The sequence below is a fragment of the Reyranella sp. genome (assembly GCF_044224635.1).
In the GTDB taxonomy this organism is placed as follows: Bacteria; Pseudomonadota; Alphaproteobacteria; order Reyranellales; family Reyranellaceae; genus Reyranella.
On sequence record NZ_JBGAKA010000002.1, the window covers coordinates 246,411 to 264,982 of the forward strand.

The window sequence follows — 18,572 nt, forward strand, 5'->3', positions numbered from 1 at the left end:
CGGTTCCCCTCATTCGCGGTAGGGCTCGAGCACGAGATCGCGCGTGACCAGGACGCGGACGGGGAACCCCGGCCGGATTGTGATGGTGGGCTGGACGTTGAGGGACCGGCCAACGATGCGCTGGCCGATCTGGTTGACGCTGTCCGACCCGCCGCGACGAATGGCTCGGATCAGGTCGTCCTCGCTGCCGCTGCTGCCAACCTCTGAGCCAATGCTTAGCAGCGTCGCGAGAATGGCTGCCTTGAATAGTGTGCCCCAATGGTTGTCGACCTCGTCCTCGAGGCCGGCGTAGCCTTCGGCATCGGCGCCTGGTTGACGTTCCAATACGATCGATCGTCCGTTCGGCATGATGAGCCGAGTCCAGACCAGGAGCGCTCTCGTCTGGCCGAAGGCGATCTGCGCATCGTATTGGCCAACCAATCGGGCGCCTTGCGGGATCAAACGCGTGCTACCGGTGGGGCTGTCGTAGACATCTTCAGTGACCTGGGCCGTCACCTGACCGGGCAGGTCCGAGCGCAAGCCGGTGAGCAGCGCGGCAGGGATGACAGCGCCAGCCTGGAGAACATAGGGGCTGACCGGCGCGTCGATACGCTCGCCGCTGACTGTGCGGCGATCGACGTTGCCATTGAGAAAGGCGACCTCCGCCAGCAGGGCGTTGATCAGCGTCGTCTTGCCGGTCGAGGTGCCACCGGCAACGAGAATGTTCCTGCGATCCTGGACGGCACGGCGTAGCAGGTTGGCCTGCGCGCACGACATGATCCCGGCCTCGACATAGTCGTCGAGTGAGAACACCGCGATTGCCGGCCGACGGATGGCGAAGCACGGAGCCGCCACCACGGGCGGCACCAGCCCTTCGAAACGTTCTCCGCTTTCCGGCAGCTCCGCCGAAACGCGCGGCATGCCGGCATGGACTTGCCGCGCACCACGCAGGGGACCGGCGCGGTCTTGGCGAGACGCTTGGTCTGCACCAGCAGCTCGAGCGCGCGGTAGCGCCGGCCGCCGGCCGGCACCTCGAACATGCCGGTCTCCTCACCGTCGGCATCCAGGACAGGCCGGACGTTGAGGCTCTGGAGCAAGCCGCGGCGCGCGATCGACGCCGCAAGCTCCTCAATCGAGATGCCCGCCTTCACGCGGCGGACGTTCGACTGCGAGAGCACGAGCTTGTTGAAGGGGATGTCGCGCGAGGACGACAGCGTGATCTTCTGAACAGCACTTGCCATGGGAGTTCTCCGCGACGGGCGGCCGGGAGCCACTCTCCTGGCCTCCAACCCGTCACGAAGCCTGGTCTGCCCTCTGCCTCTCCCGGTCCCGCTCCTCGCACGGCCGATGGGCCGCAGGTGCCGGGACGCGCCCCCAATGTGCGGCCGACCTCACAGGTCGAGGTTCTGGGGCTCGAAGTGTGCCGGCATTTGGTCTTCCGGCCCTTGCGAGACAATGCAGCCGCGCTGGGAGATCGTGACGAAGGCGCTGCCCTCGGGGGCCGCCTTTGGCGGCGCTGCCGCGAAATTGCGGCAGCCGAACTCGGCCGTCGTCGCAGAGAAGACTGGCGTCGTCCGCTTGCCAAGCAGGACGCGGTCGCAGCTGCCGGCCGGCCGCTTGACGCGCCCGCGCGACAGGCCGGGCCGGAAACGCTCAAAGGCGCGCTGCTCTCTTTCAGGCGGCGCCTGCGAGTGCCGGCAACGCGCGCCGACATCACAGTCGACCTTGTTGCGATGACCGGCTCGCCGATCCCGGCCCTTCACGTTCCGTCCGTTGACGGAGGCTATGAGGCCTATCTCGCCGTCATGCCCGGAGAAACGCTTTCGCGGATCTACGAGCGCTACGGCGTGCGTCTACTTGAGCTCAACGTCAGGGCCTTTCTCGGCCTTCAGGGCCGCAAGAGCGTGAACGCCGAGCTGAGGCGAACGATCATGGAACAGCCGTCAATGTTCCTCGCGTTCAACAACGGAATCGTCGCCACGGTTGATGACATCGAGCTCTCCGCGGAGCGCGACGGCGCAGCCGAGATTCATGTTCTGAAAGGCCTCCAGATCGTGAACGGCGGGCAGACCACCGCTTCGCTTCATCGAGCCAGGCGAAAGGAGAGTGCGAACCTCGGACACGTGTCGGTGCCCATCAAGATCATCAAAGTTGGTGGCGCCGATCTCGCCGAGATGGTGACTTCGATATCGCGGGCCGCCAATCGGCAGAACGCGGTTCAGCTAGCGGACTTCTCTGCCAGCGATCCTTTTCACCAGCAGGTGGAAACGCTCGCCAACAATACGTGGCTGGACGACGGCAAAGGCCGATGGTTCTACGAGCGCGCACGCGGCTCCTATCTGGCTGCCGAGCAGAAGGCAGCCTATCGCAAGACCGAACAGCAGGCCTTCCGCACCCAGACGCCCAAGCAGCGCCGACTGAGCAAACTGGATGTCGCGCGATATCTCACCGCCTGGGCGGGGCTTCCATATCGGGTCTGCCTCGGCGGACAGAAGAACTTTCAGCACTTCATGCAGCGACTGAAGGACGCCCCCCCGCCGCCGCCGGATGTCACGTGGTTCAAGCGGCTCGTCGCGACCGCTATTCTGTACCGCTCGGTCGAGCGGACCGTACGGGCGATGAAGTTTCCAGCTTACGGAGCGCAGATCGTCGCTTACCTCGTCGCCGGGCTCAGCTACCGGACAGGCGGTCGCATCGAGTTTGGGCGGATCTGGTCCAGTCAGGGGGTGAGCCCTCAGCTCGAGGAGCTTGTCAGAACATGGGCCCCTCAGATCGACGGCGCCCTGCGGGCGTCCGCCGGCCAGAGAAATCCAAGTGAATGGTACAAGAAGGAGGACTGCTGGGCTGAATTCCGTAGCGCGCTGCCCGCGCTCGCTGATCCGCTCCCTCCCGAGTTGTCTTTTCGTGATGACGGACAGTCGTCCGGCCCGCCGGCTCGGTCAGCGGAGATTTCCCTGGAAGACTACAACCGGATCGCGCGCTGCATGGAAGTCAGCGGCGCCACTTGGCTGGAAGTTGCCGAGCGCGGCCAGCGTGCTGGCTTGATTCACTGGAGGGTCGCTGGCATCTGCCGCACGCTCGCCGGCTATGCGGTGGGAGGTTGGGAACGCAAACCTTCAGTGAAGCAGGCAAAACCCGCGATCGAGGCGCTCAAGAGCGTCGAACAAGCTGGCTTGCTGGCCAACGTCACAGGGCCGAAATGAGCGGATGTTAGCCACCGGGTGAAGGCCGCCCTGTCCCGCAACGGCCGCATACCGCCGCAAGTTGGTGGAAGGCATGGCGCTTCCAGTTGTTGATGCTGCGCGGCAATGGCCGGAAACTCGCGTGACCGGTATGAGGCGGATGAGAACGAACCGTCCGTTCTCTAGCCCATTGTTTCCGAACCTAACACCGACATCGTTTGCTGCTTTCTCGGCCAGCAATTACGCGGCATCTTTTGCCCGCGCGAACAAGCGCAGGATCAAACGGTCCGAGATATCGAAGATGATCTCTGGTGTTTTTGCGGCAAGCCGTGGCTCTCCATTCTGCCCAAGGTTTTGGCTTGGCGGCGATACTCGTGAAACGCGCAGGTTTGGATGTCAGGGAACAGGTTCACTCAGCCAAGAGCAGAGGTGTCTTCCAAGCATGATCCAGAAGCGATCTGCGCGCCGGGTCCCCCGTGAGTGCTCTGGCGATCCCATTGATCTTTATGATTACACCCGTTCGCTTCGGTCCCGCGCCATGCGCGCGCCGAATGAAGCCCCCGCGCCGATCGTCGTCACGGACGACTGGCCCGAAGAGGTGCCGATCGCGGACTCCGAGCTACGGGTGATCGAAGGCCATTTCGCGGAGGAGCTTGACGAGCTTATTGGTCCCCGCGCCTGACAGCCGCGGCTCAGAGGGATATTGCTTTGTTAGCCTATATGACGTACATTGTTGCCAGATGGACATCCATTTGGAGCAGCACCAATGCCCCGCAAGCAAGTCAAAATGAAACCGGATACGCCTAACCGGATTGAGCGCCTCGGATTCCGGCTGGATGAAGAGACGAAGGACCTCATCGAACGCGCGGCACACCTGTCTCGACGCAAGGTCAGCGACTTCTGTGTGACTGCCCTAACCGACACGGCACGTCGAACGATCGCGGAGCACGAGACGCTGGCGCTCTCCGATCGTGATCGTAAGGCGTTCTTTGACGCATTGATTCATCCGCCTAAGTTGCCTGAACGGCTCGTGGCCGCGCTGGCCGAACACAAGCGCCGCCTCGCCTCGTGACATGGCGGCGCCTCGGCCGGATCTGAGGATCGAGGCACTAGCCTCGCACCACGATCGAGTGAGCTTCACGTGCGGCGTGGACAGTCTCGATCGTTATCTCAGGACGCAGGCGAGCCAGGACGTGCGGCGCAAGGCAAACGGCGTATTCGTGCTGGTTGAGCGGGACGTGCCCGACACAGTGCTTGGCTATTACACGCTCTGCGCAAGCGGTTTGGCGCAAGGCGATGTGCCGGTGGCGGCTCGCAAGTACATCCCTCGCTATCCACTGGTCAGCGCAACCCTGATCGGACGCCTTGCGGTTTCGGTGTTGCGACAACGCCAGCACTTCGGAGCTCTGCTCCTGGCGGACGCAGTTCGGCGGGCCTACGCCAGCGCGAGCGTCGTCGGTTCGTCGATGCTTGTCGTCGACGCGCTAAGCGAACGTGCGGCCGCGTTCTATGAAATGTTCGGCTTCACGCGTTTGCCCGACTCAATGCGCTTGGTGTTGCCGATGCGCGCAGTTGAAGCGCTAGTAGCACCATGAGGCGGCTCGGCGAAACGAAAGGCCGTGCCGAGAGAGGACAGTGACAGAATGACGGAGATGGCTTCCACACCAGAGAACGCAGCGGCCGGTCCGGCCGCAAAGGCTGCTCTATATTTGCGCGTCTCGACCGGCCGGCAAGCGGACAGCGATCTTTCGATTCCGGATCAGCGTCGTCAAATCACGTCCTACTGCGCCGCGAAGAGATGGGACGTCACGGCAGAGTTCGTCGAGCCAGGCAATACGGCCACAGACGATCGCCGCCCAGCATTCCAGGCGATGATCGATGCGGCACTCGTCAAGCCCCCTGGCTTCACCATTATCATCGTCCATTCTTTCTCCCGCTTTTTTCGCGATCAGTTTCAGTTCGAGTTCTATGTGCGAAAGCTCGCCAAGAATGGCGTGCGCCTGATCTCGATCACACAGGATCTTGGCGACGATCCGATGAGTGTGATGATGCGTCAGATCATGACGCTATTTGACGAATATCAGTCGAAAGAGAACGCCAAGCACACCCTTCGGGCGATGAAGGAGAATGCGCGTCAGGGCTATTGGAATGGAGCATTGCCGCCGATCGGCTACCGCACGGTTGCCGCCGGACAACGCGGTACGAAGATCAAGAAGAAGCTGGAGGTAGATCCCATCCACGCCGATACCGTGCGTCTGATCTACAGGCTCGCGCTGACAGGCGACGGCCAGAACGGCCCCATGGGTATCAAGTCGATTGCAACCTATCTGAACGACCACAACATCCGGACGCGTGACGGGGGCAAGTTCGGCGTTGCCTCGATTCATCAAATTCTTACGCGCACAACCTATATCGGCCAGCATAAATACAACCATCGCAGCTATCGCACGAAAGTGCTCAAGCCCGAGACTGAACACGCCATCATGGCAGTGCCGCCAATCGTCACTGCAGTGGAGTTCCATGCCGTGCAGACGGCGCTCAAGAGCCGCAGCCCCCAGTGGATGGCACCGCGCGCAGTGAGTGGCCCTACGCTGCTGACAGGGATCTGCTTTTGCGCCTTCTGCGGTGGAGCAATGACGTTGCGAACCGGAAAGGGGTCGGTCGGCCGTATCTACAGGTACTACACCTGCTCGACGAAGGCGCGTCAGGGCGCGAGCGGGTGTCGCGGCCTGACAGTGCCGATGGACAGGCTCGACCGAGCCGTCGTTGACCATCTCGAGTGGCGGTTGCTTGACCCTCAGCGTCTTGCGAAGATGATGGACCAACTTCTGGAGCGTCGAGAAGAGTGGAGCGAGCGGCGTCGGGGCCACATCACCGAACTGCGAAAGCGCAGTGCCGAAGCCGAGGCAAAGCTGAAGCGCATATACGAAGCGATCGAAAACGGCGTGGTCAACGTCGCGGACCCGTCGCTCAAGGATCGCATCGCTGAGTTGACCGCTATTCGTGATCAGGCCCGGCTAGACGCTGAACGGTCGGCAGCCTCTATCGAACGACTCGGCCCGGCGATCACACCGGAGACTCTGCGCCGCTTTGCCCTTGCGGCAAGACGCAAGCTCCGAAACAAAGACGGAACGTACCGACGGGACCATCTACGGGCACTCGCCCAGCGAGTCGAGGTCGTTGATCAGACCCAGATCCGCATCATCGGGGCGAAAACCGAGCTTCTACGGACCCTTGTCACTGGAGTGAGCGTAGAATCGGCGGCTCTCGGCGTTCGCAGTTTTGTACCGAAGTGGCGTCCCCGAGAGGATTCGAACCTCCGACCTCCGGTTTAGGAAACCGCTGCTCTATCCGGCTGAGCTACGGGGACGTAGGCGTTTTCTAGTTGCTTCCCGGACCCTTGTCACTACTCCGAGGCAGCCCGACGTGCCGCCGCTCTTGACAACACTCCATTGCGAGGAATCGAGATGTCGCCGGGAGCGAGCGGCGCCAAGAACGCGCCGCCGTGGGTCGAACTGCCTTCCGGGAAGTCGGACGTTCGGGCAAGCTCGAAGCGGATCGCTTTCGAATGTGATTCAGCCGAGAATCAGTGCCTCGGTCGGCAGCACGACGATCTTGTTCACGACCCCCTTCACGCCGCGAACGTTCTCGACCGCCACTCTGGCCGCATCCTTGGCCGACGCGGAGAAGGCCTGTCCCCACAGATGGACGACACCGCTTTCAACCACGACGTTGCTGACACCTGAGCTCCACGAGTGGCTGCGCAATTCCTTCCACACGCTTTCGCGGAGCTCGTCGTCAAGCGCGGTCCTGCCGCTTTGCCCAGGTCCGCGGGCAACCAGACCCTGCAACAGGTTCGCTCGGCTGACGATGCCCACCACTTTCCCGTCGCGCACGATCGGCACCCGCTTGATGCCACGACGCTGCATCAGGCCGGCAATCTCCTTGAGCTCCGCGTGCTCATCAGCCGTGACGACGTCGCGCGTCATGACGTCCGTCACACGATGGGAGTGGGAGCGCATGTAGTCACGCGCCAGCAAGGCCTCGTCGGCAAGCAGCCGCTGCAACCACGATCGGCCAGGCACGGTGCCGAGCTCGGGCCGATTCATCAGGTCGGCCTCGCTGACGATGCCGACCATTCGACCGTCAGGCTCGACTACCGGCGCCGCGCTGATGCGTGCGCCCAGCAGGATGTCGGCGGCAGACCATACCGTTGCATCTGCCGGCACCGTCACGACCGGCCGCGTCATCACCTTGACAGCGTGCATGATCTTCCTCCCAACGTGCTGAAGTCTCGGGTACAGCCCGGGCGCCCGAGCCACCTTGTTCCAGATCAATCACTGAAACAGGCAGCGCTTGAGATACATCAAGTATCGCTGCGCAAGCCTCCAATAGCGTCCAGGACGGCCATGAGGAGGGTCGCCGATGCCCAGGATGAAGGCTGCAGTATTTGTCGAGCGCGGCCGCATCGTGCTCGAATCCCGACCGGTGCCGGACGTCGGCCCGCTCGATGCGCTGATCCGCATCAGCACGACGACCATTTGCGGCACCGACGTCCACATCCAGCGCGGCGAATACCCTGTCCGCAAGGGCCTCATCGTCGGCCACGAGCCCGTCGGCATCATCGAGAAGCTGGGCTCGCAGGTCGCAGGCTACAAGGAAGGTCAACGCGTCATTGCTGGCGCCATCACTCCTTGCGGTCACAGCTATGCCTGCCTGTGCGGCCAGCACTCGCAAGATGGCGGGACGGCACGGCATGGCTTCAAGCCGGCGGGCGGCTGGCGTTTCGGCAATACAATTGACGGCTGTCAGGCAGAGTTCGTGCTGGTGCCGGATGCCATGGCGAACCTTGCGCCGGTCCCCGCGCCGCTGACCGATGAGCAGGTTCTGATGTGTCCCGACATCATGTCGACCGGGTTTGCCGGCGCCGAGAATGGCGGCGTGCGCGTCGGCGACACGGTCGCGGTGTTCGCTCTCGGGCCGATCGGCCTTTGCGCCGCGATGGGCGCGCGGTTGATGGGCGCCACGACCGTGATCGGCGTCGACACCGTGCCCGAAAGGATGACCATGGCGCGCCAGCTCGGCGTCGACCAGGTTGTCGACTATCGACAGGCCGATCCTGTTGGCTCGATCCGCGAGCTCACCGGCGGACGAGGCGTCGACGTCGCCATCGAGGCACTGGGTCAGCAGCAGACCTTCGAGAATGCCCTGCGGGTGCTGCGGCCGGGCGGTACGCTGTCCAGCCTCGGCGTCTATTCGACCGATCTGCGCATTCCGCTGGATGCCTTCGCCGCCGGGCTGGGCGACAACAAGATCGTGACCTCGCTCTGCCCGGGAGGCAAGGAGCGCATGCGCCGGCTGATGGCCGTCGTGGCGTCGGGCCGCGCCGACCCGGGAGCCCTCGTCACCCACCGCTTCAGGCTCGACCAGATCGAGCAGGCCTACGAGCTTTTCGGTCACCAGCGCGATGGCGTCCTCAAGGTCGCCATCACACCGTAAAGAGCAGGCGCGATGGCCATCTCGAAAGCCGTTACACTCGAAGCCGCTCCCGACCGTTACGGGTTGCCGGTCTACGTGACCAAGAACGGCGCCGGCGCGGTCGAGAAGCCCGAAGCGTCGGGCGAAAGCAAACAGGTGACACCATGACTGCCTGCCTTCTCGCCGATATCGGTGCAACATGGGCCCGCTTCGCCATCTTGAACGGCTCGGAACTTGGCGCGATCGAGGCCGTGCCGACCGGCGCCTATGCCAGCGCCGTCGACGCTATTCGGCATTTTCTCAATACGCGAAAGCAGGACGGCCTCACCTTAGGTCGGGCGGTGATCGCCGCAGCAGGACCTGTCGAAGGCGGCCGCTGCGCGCTGACCAATGCTGCCTGGGTCATGACATGCGAGGAGCTCACGCAGGCATTGCATCTCGGCAGCGTCCAGCTGGTAAACGATCTCGAGGCCCTTGCCTGGGGCGTTCCCTGCTTCGGATCCCAGGATGTCGTCGGCATCGGTGGCGGCGCCGAACTGGCCAGCGAACCCGTCGTCGTGTTGGCACCCGGAACCGGTTTCGGCATGGCCTGCTTCAGCCCCGGCAGAAGCGGGAACAGGGTGCTGGCCGGTGAGGGCGGGCACGCCACGCTCGCCGCGACCGACGCAGCCGAGACGGCAATCATAGACTTCCTGCGCCAACGGCATGGCCATGTGTCGGCCGAGCGCGTCCTGTCAGGACGCGGCTTGATGAACCTGCATGAGGCTCTGACAGCGCAGGGCCAGGTGCACGCGCCGGTAGCCACCCCGGAGCAGGTCGTACGCGAAGCAGTCTATGGAACCTGCGATACGGCACGGCAAGCGCTCGACTTGTTCTGTGGCTTCCTTGGATCGGTGGCGGGCAATGCGGCCCTGACCTTCGGCTCGCGAGGAGGGGTACTGATCGCGGGCGGGATCATGCCCAACATCGTCGACTACCTCGACAAATCGCCATTCCGCGAGCGCTTCGAGCGCAAAGGCCGTCTGCGTCGCTACCTTGCCCGCATTCCAACCAGAATCGTCGTCAGGCGAGATCCGACTTTTCTCGGCTTGATGGCCCTGGCCCATGAATGGCAATGATCCGTCCGCCGTCGGACCCGCGCCGCTCCGCCGTTTTTGGCGCATGGCTCTCGGCTTCTGGACTGGCGGCAGCGCATGGATTCCATGGGCCCTGATGGCATTGCTCACCGTCTGCGTCGTGACGCAGCTTCTCATGCAATACCGGCTGAATTTCTGGAACCGGGACTTCTTCAACGCCTTGGAGCGACGCGACGGCCGGGAAATCTTGCAGCAGACCTACCTGTTGCCTGCGCTCGCGGCGAGCAGCATCGGACTCGCCATGACCGCCGTGTGGGGACGCATGACCTTCCAAAGGTCGTGGCGGGCATGGCTCACCGGGCAACTGCTGGACGTTTGGCTCAGCAACGACAACTACCGGCGCCTCGACAATGGCCGGGGCGAGCCACAGCTCGCCGAATACCGTATCGCCGAGGACGCGCGTATCGCCACCGACGCACCGATCGACCTGCTGGTCGGCTTGTTGTCCTCGCTGCTGACGGCAGCGACGTTTGTCGTAGTGTTGTGGACCGTTGGGGGGACGCTCGATCTCGAGGGATCCGGCACCACGTTGAAGCTGCCGGGCTATCTCGTATTCGCCAGCATCGCGTATGCCGTACTGACGACCGGTGCGATGATCCTGGTCGGCCGTCGCATGGCGCACGTCATCGAGCGCAAAAATCAAGCCGAATCCGAGCTCAAGTTCGCCGTGGCCCATCTGCGCAACCTGCCCCGGCCGACTACCCCTTCGGGCGACGGACAAAATGCCTCGGTCAACTTCGCCCTGGCCGAGGTCATTCGCCAGTGGCGCAACCTCTGCGGACAGCATGTACGAACCACACTGGTATCTCATGGCAACACGCTGCTTGCCCCGCTCGTCGGCCTGATTCTTTGCGTTCCTCAGTACATTCACGAGACGATGTCGCTGGGTGAGGTCACGCAAGCGGCGGCGGCCTTTGCCGCGGTCCAGGGCGCCTTCAACTGGCTCGTCGACAACTATCCCCGCCTCGCCGAATGGGCTTCCTCGGCAAGCCGGGTCGGTGTCCTCCTGTTCAGCCTGGACATGCTGGCAACGACCAAGGTTCGCCGCGAAGCATCGTAACGAGCCTGTCGCTCGGGTGGGCCGTGCTCCTTGCGCTGAATCAAGGCGGGCCGTGACTGCATCGGCATGAATTGGTGGATGTTGCCTGCATCGGGTATCGTCCTTGTCGTCGACGACGATGCCGCGGTTCGAGCGGCGGCGGAATTCGCGTTGGAGATGGATGGGTTGCGAGCACAGCCTCACGACGGCCCCGAAGTGTTGCTCGCCGACCCGAGACTGCCGGCGCGAGCCTGCCTGGTCACGGACCATTCCATGCCCGGTCTCGACGGCATCGAGCCGGTGAAGACGCTGCGCCGCGGTGACCTTGCGCTTCAGGCCATCGTGATCAGTGGCAGCGGCAGGGCGCACGAGCGCCTGCGCAACTTGGCGAAGCGGACGGGAATCGCGCAGATCCTCGAGAAGCCGCTGTCGGCCGTAGCGCTAGCCGACCGCACCCGGCAAGCCCTGTCCGCCGCCTGACTGCCATGTCTCGCATGCCACGCACCGTCATGGGCTATGTGTTGCAGCTCACGGGCAAGCACCAGGCCGGCTTGGCAATGCTGTCGATCGCGGTCTTTCTGCTCAGCGCCGCGCCCCTCGACCTGCAGCGCCGCATCATCAACACGATCGTCGATCGCGGCGCGTTGGAGACTGTCCTGTGGTTGGCCGCTGCCTATGGCGCCGTAGCCCTGATGGAGCAGAGCCTCAAGCTGGCCCTCAACATTTACCGCGGATGGGTGTCGGAGAGTTCGGTGCGCGCGCTGCGCACGCGAGCTGGCGAGACCTCACGCAACGCCGATGGCGCGACCGCCGTCGATACCGGTGTCGAAATCGCAGTCATGCTCGAGGAGGTAGAGCCGATCGGCGGCTTCACCGGCATCAGCATATCCGAGCCACTTCTCCAAGGTGGAATTCTCGTCAGCGTAACCGGCTACATGCTCTACCTCGATGCCGGTCTTGCCCTGCTGGCCCTGGCATTTTTCCTGCCTCAGCTCGTATTCGTCCCGGCGCTGCAGCTGGCCATCAACCGTCGCGCGCAGTCCCGCATCATCACGAAACGGGGGCTCAGCAGCGAGATCGTCAACACAGCGATCGGCTCGGGCAAGGGACGGGGCTGGATAAAGGAGCCGATCAACCGCGTCTTTTCGCTCAACATGGGCATCTACAAGCTGAAATTCACCATGAACCTCCTGATGAACCTGATGCACCATTCGGCAGTGGCGGTCGCGCTGGGCGTCGGCGGCTGGCTGGCCCTGCAGGGCCGCATCGAGGTCGGCACGGTGGTGGCAATCGTCGCCGGCATGGGCAAGCTGAATGATCCATGGGGCGATCTGGTCAACTGGGCGCGAGAGCTGTCCGTCGTCGAGGTCAAGTATCGACTGTTCGTTGGCGCGGTTGATCGGCTTTTTTCGCGGGAGAAGGAGCAGGCGGACGAAGCGGCCGGCCTTCATCCGTGAACAGAAATCCGGACCGGGCAGGCCTCACGCGGGAACAGCCCAGCGCACATCTGTGATCGGGTGATGGCTTTCTTCGGCGCGGCGGCACAGACCACTGTCACCGTAGAAACCCTTAGGTCAATTCCCGAATGGTCGATTGCCGCTCCGAGAGGTAGGCATTCAGCATCGTACCCCTCAGGAGAGGGCAGTCCTGCAGATTTGGAGTGCCGCGCCGACGAGAAATCATCGATGGAGGATATGATGAGCACCACGGCCGATCCTGTAGCCGCGACGACAAGCGCCGCGGCGGACGCCTTTCAAGGTTACGCGGCGGCTTGCTCCGAGTGGCAGCAGGAGATCGCGCGTTTCCTCGGTCGTCGGCTGACAGCAAATCGCGACACCCTGGAGGCGCTGGCGGCGTCGCGCGACGTCGCAGGGGTAATGAGAGCGCAGCAACAATGGGGGTTGCAGCTGGCGACCGACTACATGCACGAAGCCGGCAGGGTGATGCGCCTGTTTACCGCGCTTTCCCTGACCGGCGCGACGCCAGACGCTCAGGCAACTGCCAGGATCATCGGATGAGATCGACCTAGCGTGCCATGCGCCCAGGCCGCTTCTTCCGGTGCCGAGCAAGGTGGTCGGCAATAAGGGCTCGCGCGCGCTGAAAGGCATCGACGATGGCTTCACGAGGATCCGTGAGCTGCTGATCGGGATGCCCAAGAGGCGACTCGATGTGAAGATCTATCGATTTGATGGCGCTGCCCTCTCGCATTTTCAATATCGCGCCATCGCCTGGCTTGCCGGTTGATTTCAGTCAAAGGGATATCCCCCGATTTGCCTTAGATGTTTCATTGGATCATGACGATCCGCCATGGAGGTTTGACATGATAGAACCCAGGAGCCTTGCAAGCCCGCGTATCGCGTCGCCTTTCGGCAGCGAATTCGACCACATCATCAACCGCCTCCGAAGCTGGCCGTCCAACTGGAGCGACATCGCGCCCTCCAGGGAGCCGCAGGCACTTCGCGCCTTCGAGCACATGCCCAAGGTCGAGGTGAGGGAGAACGGCAAGTCCTATACCGTCTCCGTCGAGCTGCCCGGTCTCGACGACAAGGATGTCAAGGTTCAGGTCGACGGCGACGTCCTGACCGTTTCCGGGGAGAAAAAAGTGGAGCGGTCGGACGACAAGACGCACTATTCCGAACGCAGCTACGGCAGCTTCACCCGCTCCTTCACGCTGCCGGCCGACGCCGATCCCAACGCCGTCTCGGCCACCTTCTCCAAGGGCGTGCTGACGCTGGAGATCGCCAAGACCGCCAACCCGCCGGCCCAGGTCAAGCAGGTCGCGATCAAGTCGGCATGAGGATTTTTGGCCGGCACCCTTCAGGGCGCGCCCTGCGGGTGCCGACCTCCTCTCCCGCGAGGCGGTGATCGCGCAGGCCTGTCAGCATGGGCGGCATCCGTCTGCGGTGCGGCCCGGATCGCGGTCGAAAGCCACTGGAGGCGCCTGCATGTCGGCACGCATCGTCACCCTGACCGTCAACCCCGCTGTCGACCTCGCGGCACAAGCGGAAGCGGTGCAGCCCGGGCACAAGATACGCACCTTCGACGAGCGCTATGATCCAGGCGGAGGCGGCATCAACGTGGCGCGGGTCATTTGCGAACTGGGCGGGGAGACACTCGCCCTCTTCGCGTCCGGCGGCGTTACCGGGCGGTTTGTCGAGCAGATGCTGACCCAGGCAAAGGTTCCCTGGCAAGCCGTCCTGATCGGAGGAACCTGTCGGATCAGCGTGACCGTGCACGACAGGTCGAGCGGTCAGGAATATCGCTTCGTGCCGCAAGGCCCGAGGATCAGCCCGGCAGAAGCGGCTGATATCCTGGAGACGTTGCGTCATGTCGAGGCGGCCTGGATCGTGGCGAGCGGCAGCCTAGCGTCAGGCATGTCTGCGGATTTCTACGCCAAGGTGGCCGATATTGCCGCGGCGCGCGGCGCACGATTTGCCCTCGATACGTCCGGCCTGCCCCTGACCACCTCGCTTGGGCACAAGGTTTCCCTGCTCAAGCCAAGCCTTTCGGAGTTTGAGGCAATTCTCGGCCGCAAGGTGCCCGATCTCGAGAGTCAGATGGATCAAGCCAAGCGCTTGGTACAGTCCGGCGCCGCCGACATGATCGCCCTCACGCTGGGCTCTGCCGGGGCCATCCTGGCCACTGCGAACCACGTCTGCCATATGCCGGCTCCTGCGGTGACTGCGCGGACAGGCGTTGGCGCAGGGGACAGCTTTCTCGCCGGTTTGGTGCTCGCGCTCGCCCGTGGGCAATCCCACGAAAGCGCTTTGCGACTCGCGGTGGCATGCGGTGCTGCCGCTGTCCAAGGCAGCGGAACGGCCCAGGTCAGGCGGGCCGATGTGGCGACGCTGCTCGCCTGAGGGCGCCACGTGGTCGGGCGCCTATCCTTTGATGACGGAGACGCTGCGGAAACGCCGTAGTCCGAGGCCGAGAAACAGGGCACCCATGGCAGCGACGGCGAGATACTGCGGCCAGACGGCGTCGAACCCTGCGCCACGGTAGAGAATGGCCTGGGCAATCGAGACGAAATGGGTCGTCGGCGATGCCTGCATGACGGCCCGCAGGAACGGCGGCATGCTCTCCAGAGGCGTGTTGCTGCCCGACAGCAGATTGAGCGGAACCGCGACCAGGATGAACAGCAGCCCGAGCTGCGGCATCGTGCGGGCTATCGTCGCCAGGAAGATCCCGACCGAGGTGGCAAAGAACAGGTAGAGCACGACGCCTACCATGAACAAAGGCACCGAGCCCGATACGGGCACGCCGAGCAGCCGACGTACCACGAGCTCGAGCGACAGACCGACCGCCACCGTGATCACGAGACCGTTGGCGAGCACCTTCGACGCTACGATCTCGAACGGGGTCACCGGCATCGCAAGGAGATGATCCATCGTGCCATGCTCACGCTCCCGCACCACCGCCGCACCGGCGAGGATGATGGCGAGCATGGTGACGTTGCCGATGATGCCCATGATGCTGGTGAACCATGCGGTGGTGACATTGGGGTTGAAGGCGATGCGTACGTCGAGGTTGACCGGCGTCGATTCGGCGATCGACCGACGGGCCACGAAGCCGGCGATCTCCGTCCGGATGATCTGTTCGGCATAGCCCGCGCCGATGCCCGCCTGCATCATGGCCGTTGCATCGACCGCGACCTGCAGCGCGGGTGCGCGTCCGGCAAGAACGTCGCGCTCGAAATGCGGCGGTATGTCGACCACGAAGGTGAACCTGCCGACGTTCATCAGATGATCGACCTCGCGCTGCTCGATGGACTGAGGCGCCTTGAAGTGGGGCGGCAGAAACGCCTGGGCGATCCGCCTCGAAAGCTCGGAACGATCCTCGTCCACGATGGCGATCGAGGCGTTGTGCAATTCCTGCATATTGCCCTGGGCCTGGGCGATGATCGCGAGCGAGAAGGAGTAGATTACCAGGCCGAACAGCACCCAATCGCGCAGGAAGCTGCGCAGTTCCTTCGTCGACAGCCAGAAGATCGTGGTGAGCGACCGCATCTCCCCTCACCTCTCCTGGGCGCGCAGCAGGAGGAGACCTAGAATCGTAAGCCCCGGGACGAAGGCCGCCAGGATCAGCAGGTCGCCGGAAAGGTCGGCGAAGCCCAATCCCTTCGTGAAGGCCCCGACGCTCAGCGGCAGGAAGTAGGTCATCGGGAAGAGGCGGCCGAGAACGGCACCGAAGCCGGTGATCGACGAAGTCGGCACCAGCATGCCGGCGAACATCGTTGCCGGCAGGACCGTGAGGATCGCCGTCCCGAACAGCGCCGCGATCTGCGTCGAGGTGAAGGCGGAAATCACCTGCCCGTACGCAGTCGTCGCGGCGACGTAGACGACCGCCGCCAGCACCAGCAAGACCGCACTTCCCTTCAAGGGCACCCCGAAAAGGACGATCGCCATGACGACCAGCAGGGCGAAATTGATCATGGCGACGGCGATATAGGGCAGTTGCTTGCCGAGCAGAAACTCGAGCCGGCTGACTGGCGTCACGTAAAGATTGACGATCGAGCCCAGCTCCTTTTCGCGGACGATCGCCAGCGCCATGAGAATGGCGGGTATGAGCGCGAGCTGAAGCGCGATCTGCGCCGGCACCATGGCGTAGACGCTGTCGAAATCCTGATTGTAGCGAAAACGCACCTCGATGGTCGCCGCGGCAGGCACGATGGCACCCTCCGCATGCCCGCGAATGGTATTGTCGCCGAGATATTGCCGATGAGCACCCTGGAGATAACCCCGGATCGTCTCGGCTCGAAACGGCATGGCGCCGTCGATCCACGCCGCCACCTCGGTGGGCCGCGCGCGGCGGACGTCGCGACCGAATCCAGGTGGGATCTCGATCGTGGCCGTGACCCTGCCTTGCTTGAGGCGGTTGTGCAGATCCGCGGCGTCGCGAATCGGCGGGCGTTCAATGAAATACGGCGAGCCGCGCAAAACCTCGAGATAGGCGCGACTTTCGAAAGTGTCGTCGCGATCCAGCACGGCGAAGCTCAGTGAATTCACGTCCGTGGTGATGCCATAGCCGAACACCAGCATGAGGAATGCCGTCCCGCCCAGCGCGAAGGCAAGCCGTATCGGATCGCGCATCAGCTCGAGCGCTTCGCGGATGGCGTAGGCGATCATCCGGCGCGAGCTGAACAGCCGCGTCCGACTCGCCGCAGGCGATCGCGCGGGCGGCGGCACGATGGCCGCGGGCAGCGTCGGCTCGACCGCCGCGCGATTGCCGGCTGCCTCCTCGAGGTAGCCGACGAACGCCTCCTCCAGGGTATCGGCACCGCGCCGGCGGACGAGGTCGGCAGGCGCACCGGTATCGAGCACACGACCTGCATCCATCAGCGCGATCCGGTCGCAGCGAGCGGCTTCATTCATGAAGTGGGTCGACACGAAGATCGTGACACCCTGGTTGCGCGAGAGGTCGATCAGCAGCTCCCAGAAGGAATCGCGCGCAATCGGATCGACGCCGGATGTCGGCTCGTCGAGGATCAGCAGATCGGGCCGATGCACGACGGCCACGGCCAGCGACAGCCGCTGGCGAATGCCGAGCGGCAGGGCGTCAGCAAGCTGCTCGTCGTGCTCCGTCAGCCCGAAGCGGGAAACGAGCTCGTCGACCCGACTCCGTGCCTCGGCGGCAGGCAGATGAAACAGTCGCGCATGCAGGTCGAGATTCTGCCGAGCTGTCAGCTCCGAGTAGAGCGAGAATGCCTGCGACATGTAGCCAACGCGCTTCCGCCAAGCCAGGTCGGATGCATCGACCGGCTGGCCGAACAGCGTCGCCTCGCCTTCACTGGCCGGCAGTAACCCGGTCAGCATCTTCATTGTCGTGCTCTTGCCGCATCCGTTGGATCCGAGAAAGCCGAATATCTCCCCGCGTTCGATCGCGAAATCGACGCGATCGACCGCCGTGAACTGACCGAAGCGGCGGGTCAGGCCGCGGGCAACGATCACCTGCTCGTGGTCGAACCTGCGGCTTGGGGGGACGACGAGCGATCGATGCCCGTTCCGAAGCGCCTCGGGCAACAGGCGGATGAAGGCTTCCTCAACGCTTGCCGCGGCGGTTTGCATCACCAGCGCTTCGGGCGTGCCCACGGCGAGGACCTTTCCGGCGTTCATGGCGATCAGCCAGTCGAACCGTTCGGCCTCCTCCATGTACGCCGTCGCCACGACGATGCTCATCGCCGGCCGGCGTGCACGCATTCGCCCGATCAGTTGCCAGAATTGCCGGCGCGAAAGAGGGTCCACCCCAGTCGTAGGCTCGTCGAGTATCAGCAGGTCTGGATCGTGGATCAGGGCGCAGCACAGTCCGAGCTTCTGACGCATGCCGCCGGAGAGCTGTCTCGCCAGCCGTTCGGCAAAGCGGGCCAACCCCGTGCTGTGCAGCAGCTCGTCGATGCGCTCGGCGCGTTCGGCGCGTGCCTGGCCGAACAATCGGCCGAAGAACTCGATGTTCTCCCGCACGCTGAGCTCGGGATAGAGGTTCTTGCCGAGACCTTGCGGCATGAAGGCGAGGCGCTGGCAGATGGCGCGACGATGATCCGGATCAGCCATGTCCCCGTCGAGCACCTTGACGCGACCCTGCTGAATTCGCTTGGCGCCGGCCACGAGCCCGAGGAGAGTCGACTTCCCCACGCCATCCGGCCCGATCAGCCCGACGAGTTGGCCGGCCGGAATGTCGAGCGTGATGTCCACGAGCGCCTCACGGCGATACCTGTGGCTCAGCCGCTCCAGACGGGCGGCCGGTTGGACGGGCTCGGCCATG

Annotated in this window: 19 protein-coding genes, 1 tRNA gene and 1 pseudogene; 15 read left to right on the forward strand and 6 right to left on the reverse strand. The window is 63.8% G+C overall.

The annotated features are described in order from the left end of the window. Positions 1-9: 9 nt before the first annotated feature. Together ACILR9_RS02940 and ACILR9_RS02945 are read right to left on the reverse strand one after the other, a co-directional pair. On the reverse strand, positions 10-900 hold the full coding sequence (locus ACILR9_RS02940; RefSeq protein ID WP_395708387.1) for an ATPase, T2SS/T4P/T4SS family: 891 nt from the start codon (positions 898-900) through the stop codon (positions 10-12). Between the two features lie 20 nt (positions 901-920). After that, positions 921-1,220 (reverse strand): annotated as a pseudogene (locus ACILR9_RS02945) (ParB/Srx family N-terminal domain-containing protein); the annotation flags it as partial. A gap of 117 nt (positions 1,221-1,337) precedes the next feature. Here ACILR9_RS02945 and ACILR9_RS02950 point away from each other — a divergent pair. The 5 genes from ACILR9_RS02950 to ACILR9_RS02970 all read left to right on the forward strand — a co-directional run bounded on the left by ACILR9_RS02950 (position 1,338) and on the right by ACILR9_RS02970 (position 6,496). Next, on the forward strand, positions 1,338-3,182 hold the full coding sequence (locus ACILR9_RS02950) for an AIPR family protein (RefSeq protein ID WP_395708388.1): 1,845 nt from the start codon (positions 1,338-1,340) through the stop codon (positions 3,180-3,182). A gap of 73 nt (positions 3,183-3,255) precedes the next feature. Further along, complete coding sequence (locus ACILR9_RS02955; protein ID WP_395708389.1) at positions 3,256-3,843, forward strand: hypothetical protein; 588 nt, start codon at positions 3,256-3,258, stop codon at positions 3,841-3,843. Between the two features lie 84 nt (positions 3,844-3,927). Then, on the forward strand, positions 3,928-4,233 hold the full coding sequence (locus ACILR9_RS02960; protein WP_395708390.1) for a DUF1778 domain-containing protein: 306 nt from the start codon (positions 3,928-3,930) through the stop codon (positions 4,231-4,233). 76 nt (positions 4,234-4,309) lie between these two features. Beyond that, positions 4,310-4,756 (forward strand): GNAT family N-acetyltransferase, encoded by a 447-nt coding sequence (locus tag ACILR9_RS02965; protein ID WP_395708391.1) that lies wholly within the window; start codon positions 4,310-4,312, stop codon positions 4,754-4,756. A 57-nt stretch (positions 4,757-4,813) separates the two neighbouring features. Then, positions 4,814-6,496 (forward strand): recombinase family protein, encoded by a 1,683-nt coding sequence (locus ACILR9_RS02970; protein ID WP_395708513.1) that lies wholly within the window; start codon positions 4,814-4,816, stop codon positions 6,494-6,496. Here the strand turns inward: ACILR9_RS02970 and ACILR9_RS02975 are convergent. Beyond that, positions 6,455-6,531, reverse strand: a tRNA-Arg gene (locus ACILR9_RS02975). The genes ACILR9_RS02970 and ACILR9_RS02975 overlap by 42 nt on opposite strands. A 205-nt stretch (positions 6,532-6,736) precedes the next feature. Then, entirely contained in the window at positions 6,737-7,498 is a 762-nt protein-coding gene (locus tag ACILR9_RS02980; RefSeq protein ID WP_395708392.1) for a CBS domain-containing protein, read from the reverse strand. An 88-nt stretch (positions 7,499-7,586) separates the two neighbouring features. Between ACILR9_RS02980 and ACILR9_RS02985 the strand changes: the two genes are divergently transcribed. The 10 genes from ACILR9_RS02985 (at position 7,587) to ACILR9_RS03030 (ending at position 14,674) form a co-directional block, all read left to right on the forward strand. Continuing rightward, a complete protein-coding gene (locus tag ACILR9_RS02985; RefSeq protein ID WP_395708393.1) occupies positions 7,587-8,660 on the forward strand; it encodes an NAD(P)-dependent alcohol dehydrogenase in 1,074 nt (357 codons plus the stop codon). A 12-nt stretch (positions 8,661-8,672) separates the two neighbouring features. After that, positions 8,673-8,807 (forward strand): hypothetical protein, encoded by a 135-nt coding sequence (locus tag ACILR9_RS02990; RefSeq protein ID WP_395708394.1) that lies wholly within the window; start codon positions 8,673-8,675, stop codon positions 8,805-8,807. Continuing rightward, entirely contained in the window at positions 8,804-9,757 is a 954-nt protein-coding gene (gene glk / locus ACILR9_RS02995) for a glucokinase (RefSeq protein WP_395708395.1), read from the forward strand. Before ACILR9_RS02990 ends, glk begins: the two co-directional genes overlap by 4 nt. Beyond that, a complete protein-coding gene (locus ACILR9_RS03000; protein ID WP_395708396.1) occupies positions 9,744-10,835 on the forward strand; it encodes an SbmA/BacA-like family transporter in 1,092 nt (363 codons plus the stop codon). The genes glk and ACILR9_RS03000 overlap by 14 nt, the downstream gene beginning before the upstream one ends. A 78-nt stretch (positions 10,836-10,913) precedes the next feature. Then, complete coding sequence (locus tag ACILR9_RS03005; RefSeq protein ID WP_395708397.1) at positions 10,914-11,294, forward strand: response regulator; 381 nt, start codon at positions 10,914-10,916, stop codon at positions 11,292-11,294. A gap of 41 nt (positions 11,295-11,335) precedes the next feature. Then, entirely contained in the window at positions 11,336-12,271 is a 936-nt protein-coding gene (locus ACILR9_RS03010) for an ABC transporter ATP-binding protein (protein WP_395708398.1), read from the forward strand. Positions 12,272-12,511: 240 nt separating this feature from the next. Continuing rightward, positions 12,512-12,832, forward strand: a complete 321-nt coding sequence (locus ACILR9_RS03015) for a hypothetical protein (protein WP_395708399.1) — start codon at positions 12,512-12,514, stop codon at positions 12,830-12,832. Between the two features lie 40 nt (positions 12,833-12,872). After that, a complete protein-coding gene (locus ACILR9_RS03020) occupies positions 12,873-13,058 on the forward strand; it encodes a hypothetical protein (RefSeq protein WP_395708400.1) in 186 nt (61 codons plus the stop codon). Between the two features lie 76 nt (positions 13,059-13,134). Further along, positions 13,135-13,611 carry an Hsp20/alpha crystallin family protein gene (locus ACILR9_RS03025; RefSeq protein WP_395708401.1) on the forward strand — a complete coding sequence of 159 codons (477 nt, stop codon included), beginning with the start codon at positions 13,135-13,137 and terminating at the stop codon, positions 13,609-13,611. 148 nt (positions 13,612-13,759) lie between these two features. Continuing rightward, positions 13,760-14,674 (forward strand): 1-phosphofructokinase family hexose kinase, encoded by a 915-nt coding sequence (locus ACILR9_RS03030; RefSeq protein ID WP_395708402.1) that lies wholly within the window; start codon positions 13,760-13,762, stop codon positions 14,672-14,674. 21 nt (positions 14,675-14,695) lie between these two features. Here the strand turns inward: ACILR9_RS03030 and ACILR9_RS03035 are convergent, their stop codons facing one another. Both ACILR9_RS03035 and rbbA read right to left on the reverse strand, forming a co-directional pair. Beyond that, positions 14,696-15,820, reverse strand: coding sequence for an ABC transporter permease (locus ACILR9_RS03035; protein WP_395708403.1), 1,125 nt, complete (start codon positions 15,818-15,820; stop codon positions 14,696-14,698). A 6-nt stretch (positions 15,821-15,826) separates the two neighbouring features. Beyond that, a complete protein-coding gene (gene rbbA / locus ACILR9_RS03040; protein WP_395708404.1) occupies positions 15,827-18,571 on the reverse strand; it encodes a ribosome-associated ATPase/putative transporter RbbA in 2,745 nt (914 codons plus the stop codon). Position 18,572 lies beyond the last annotated feature (1 nt).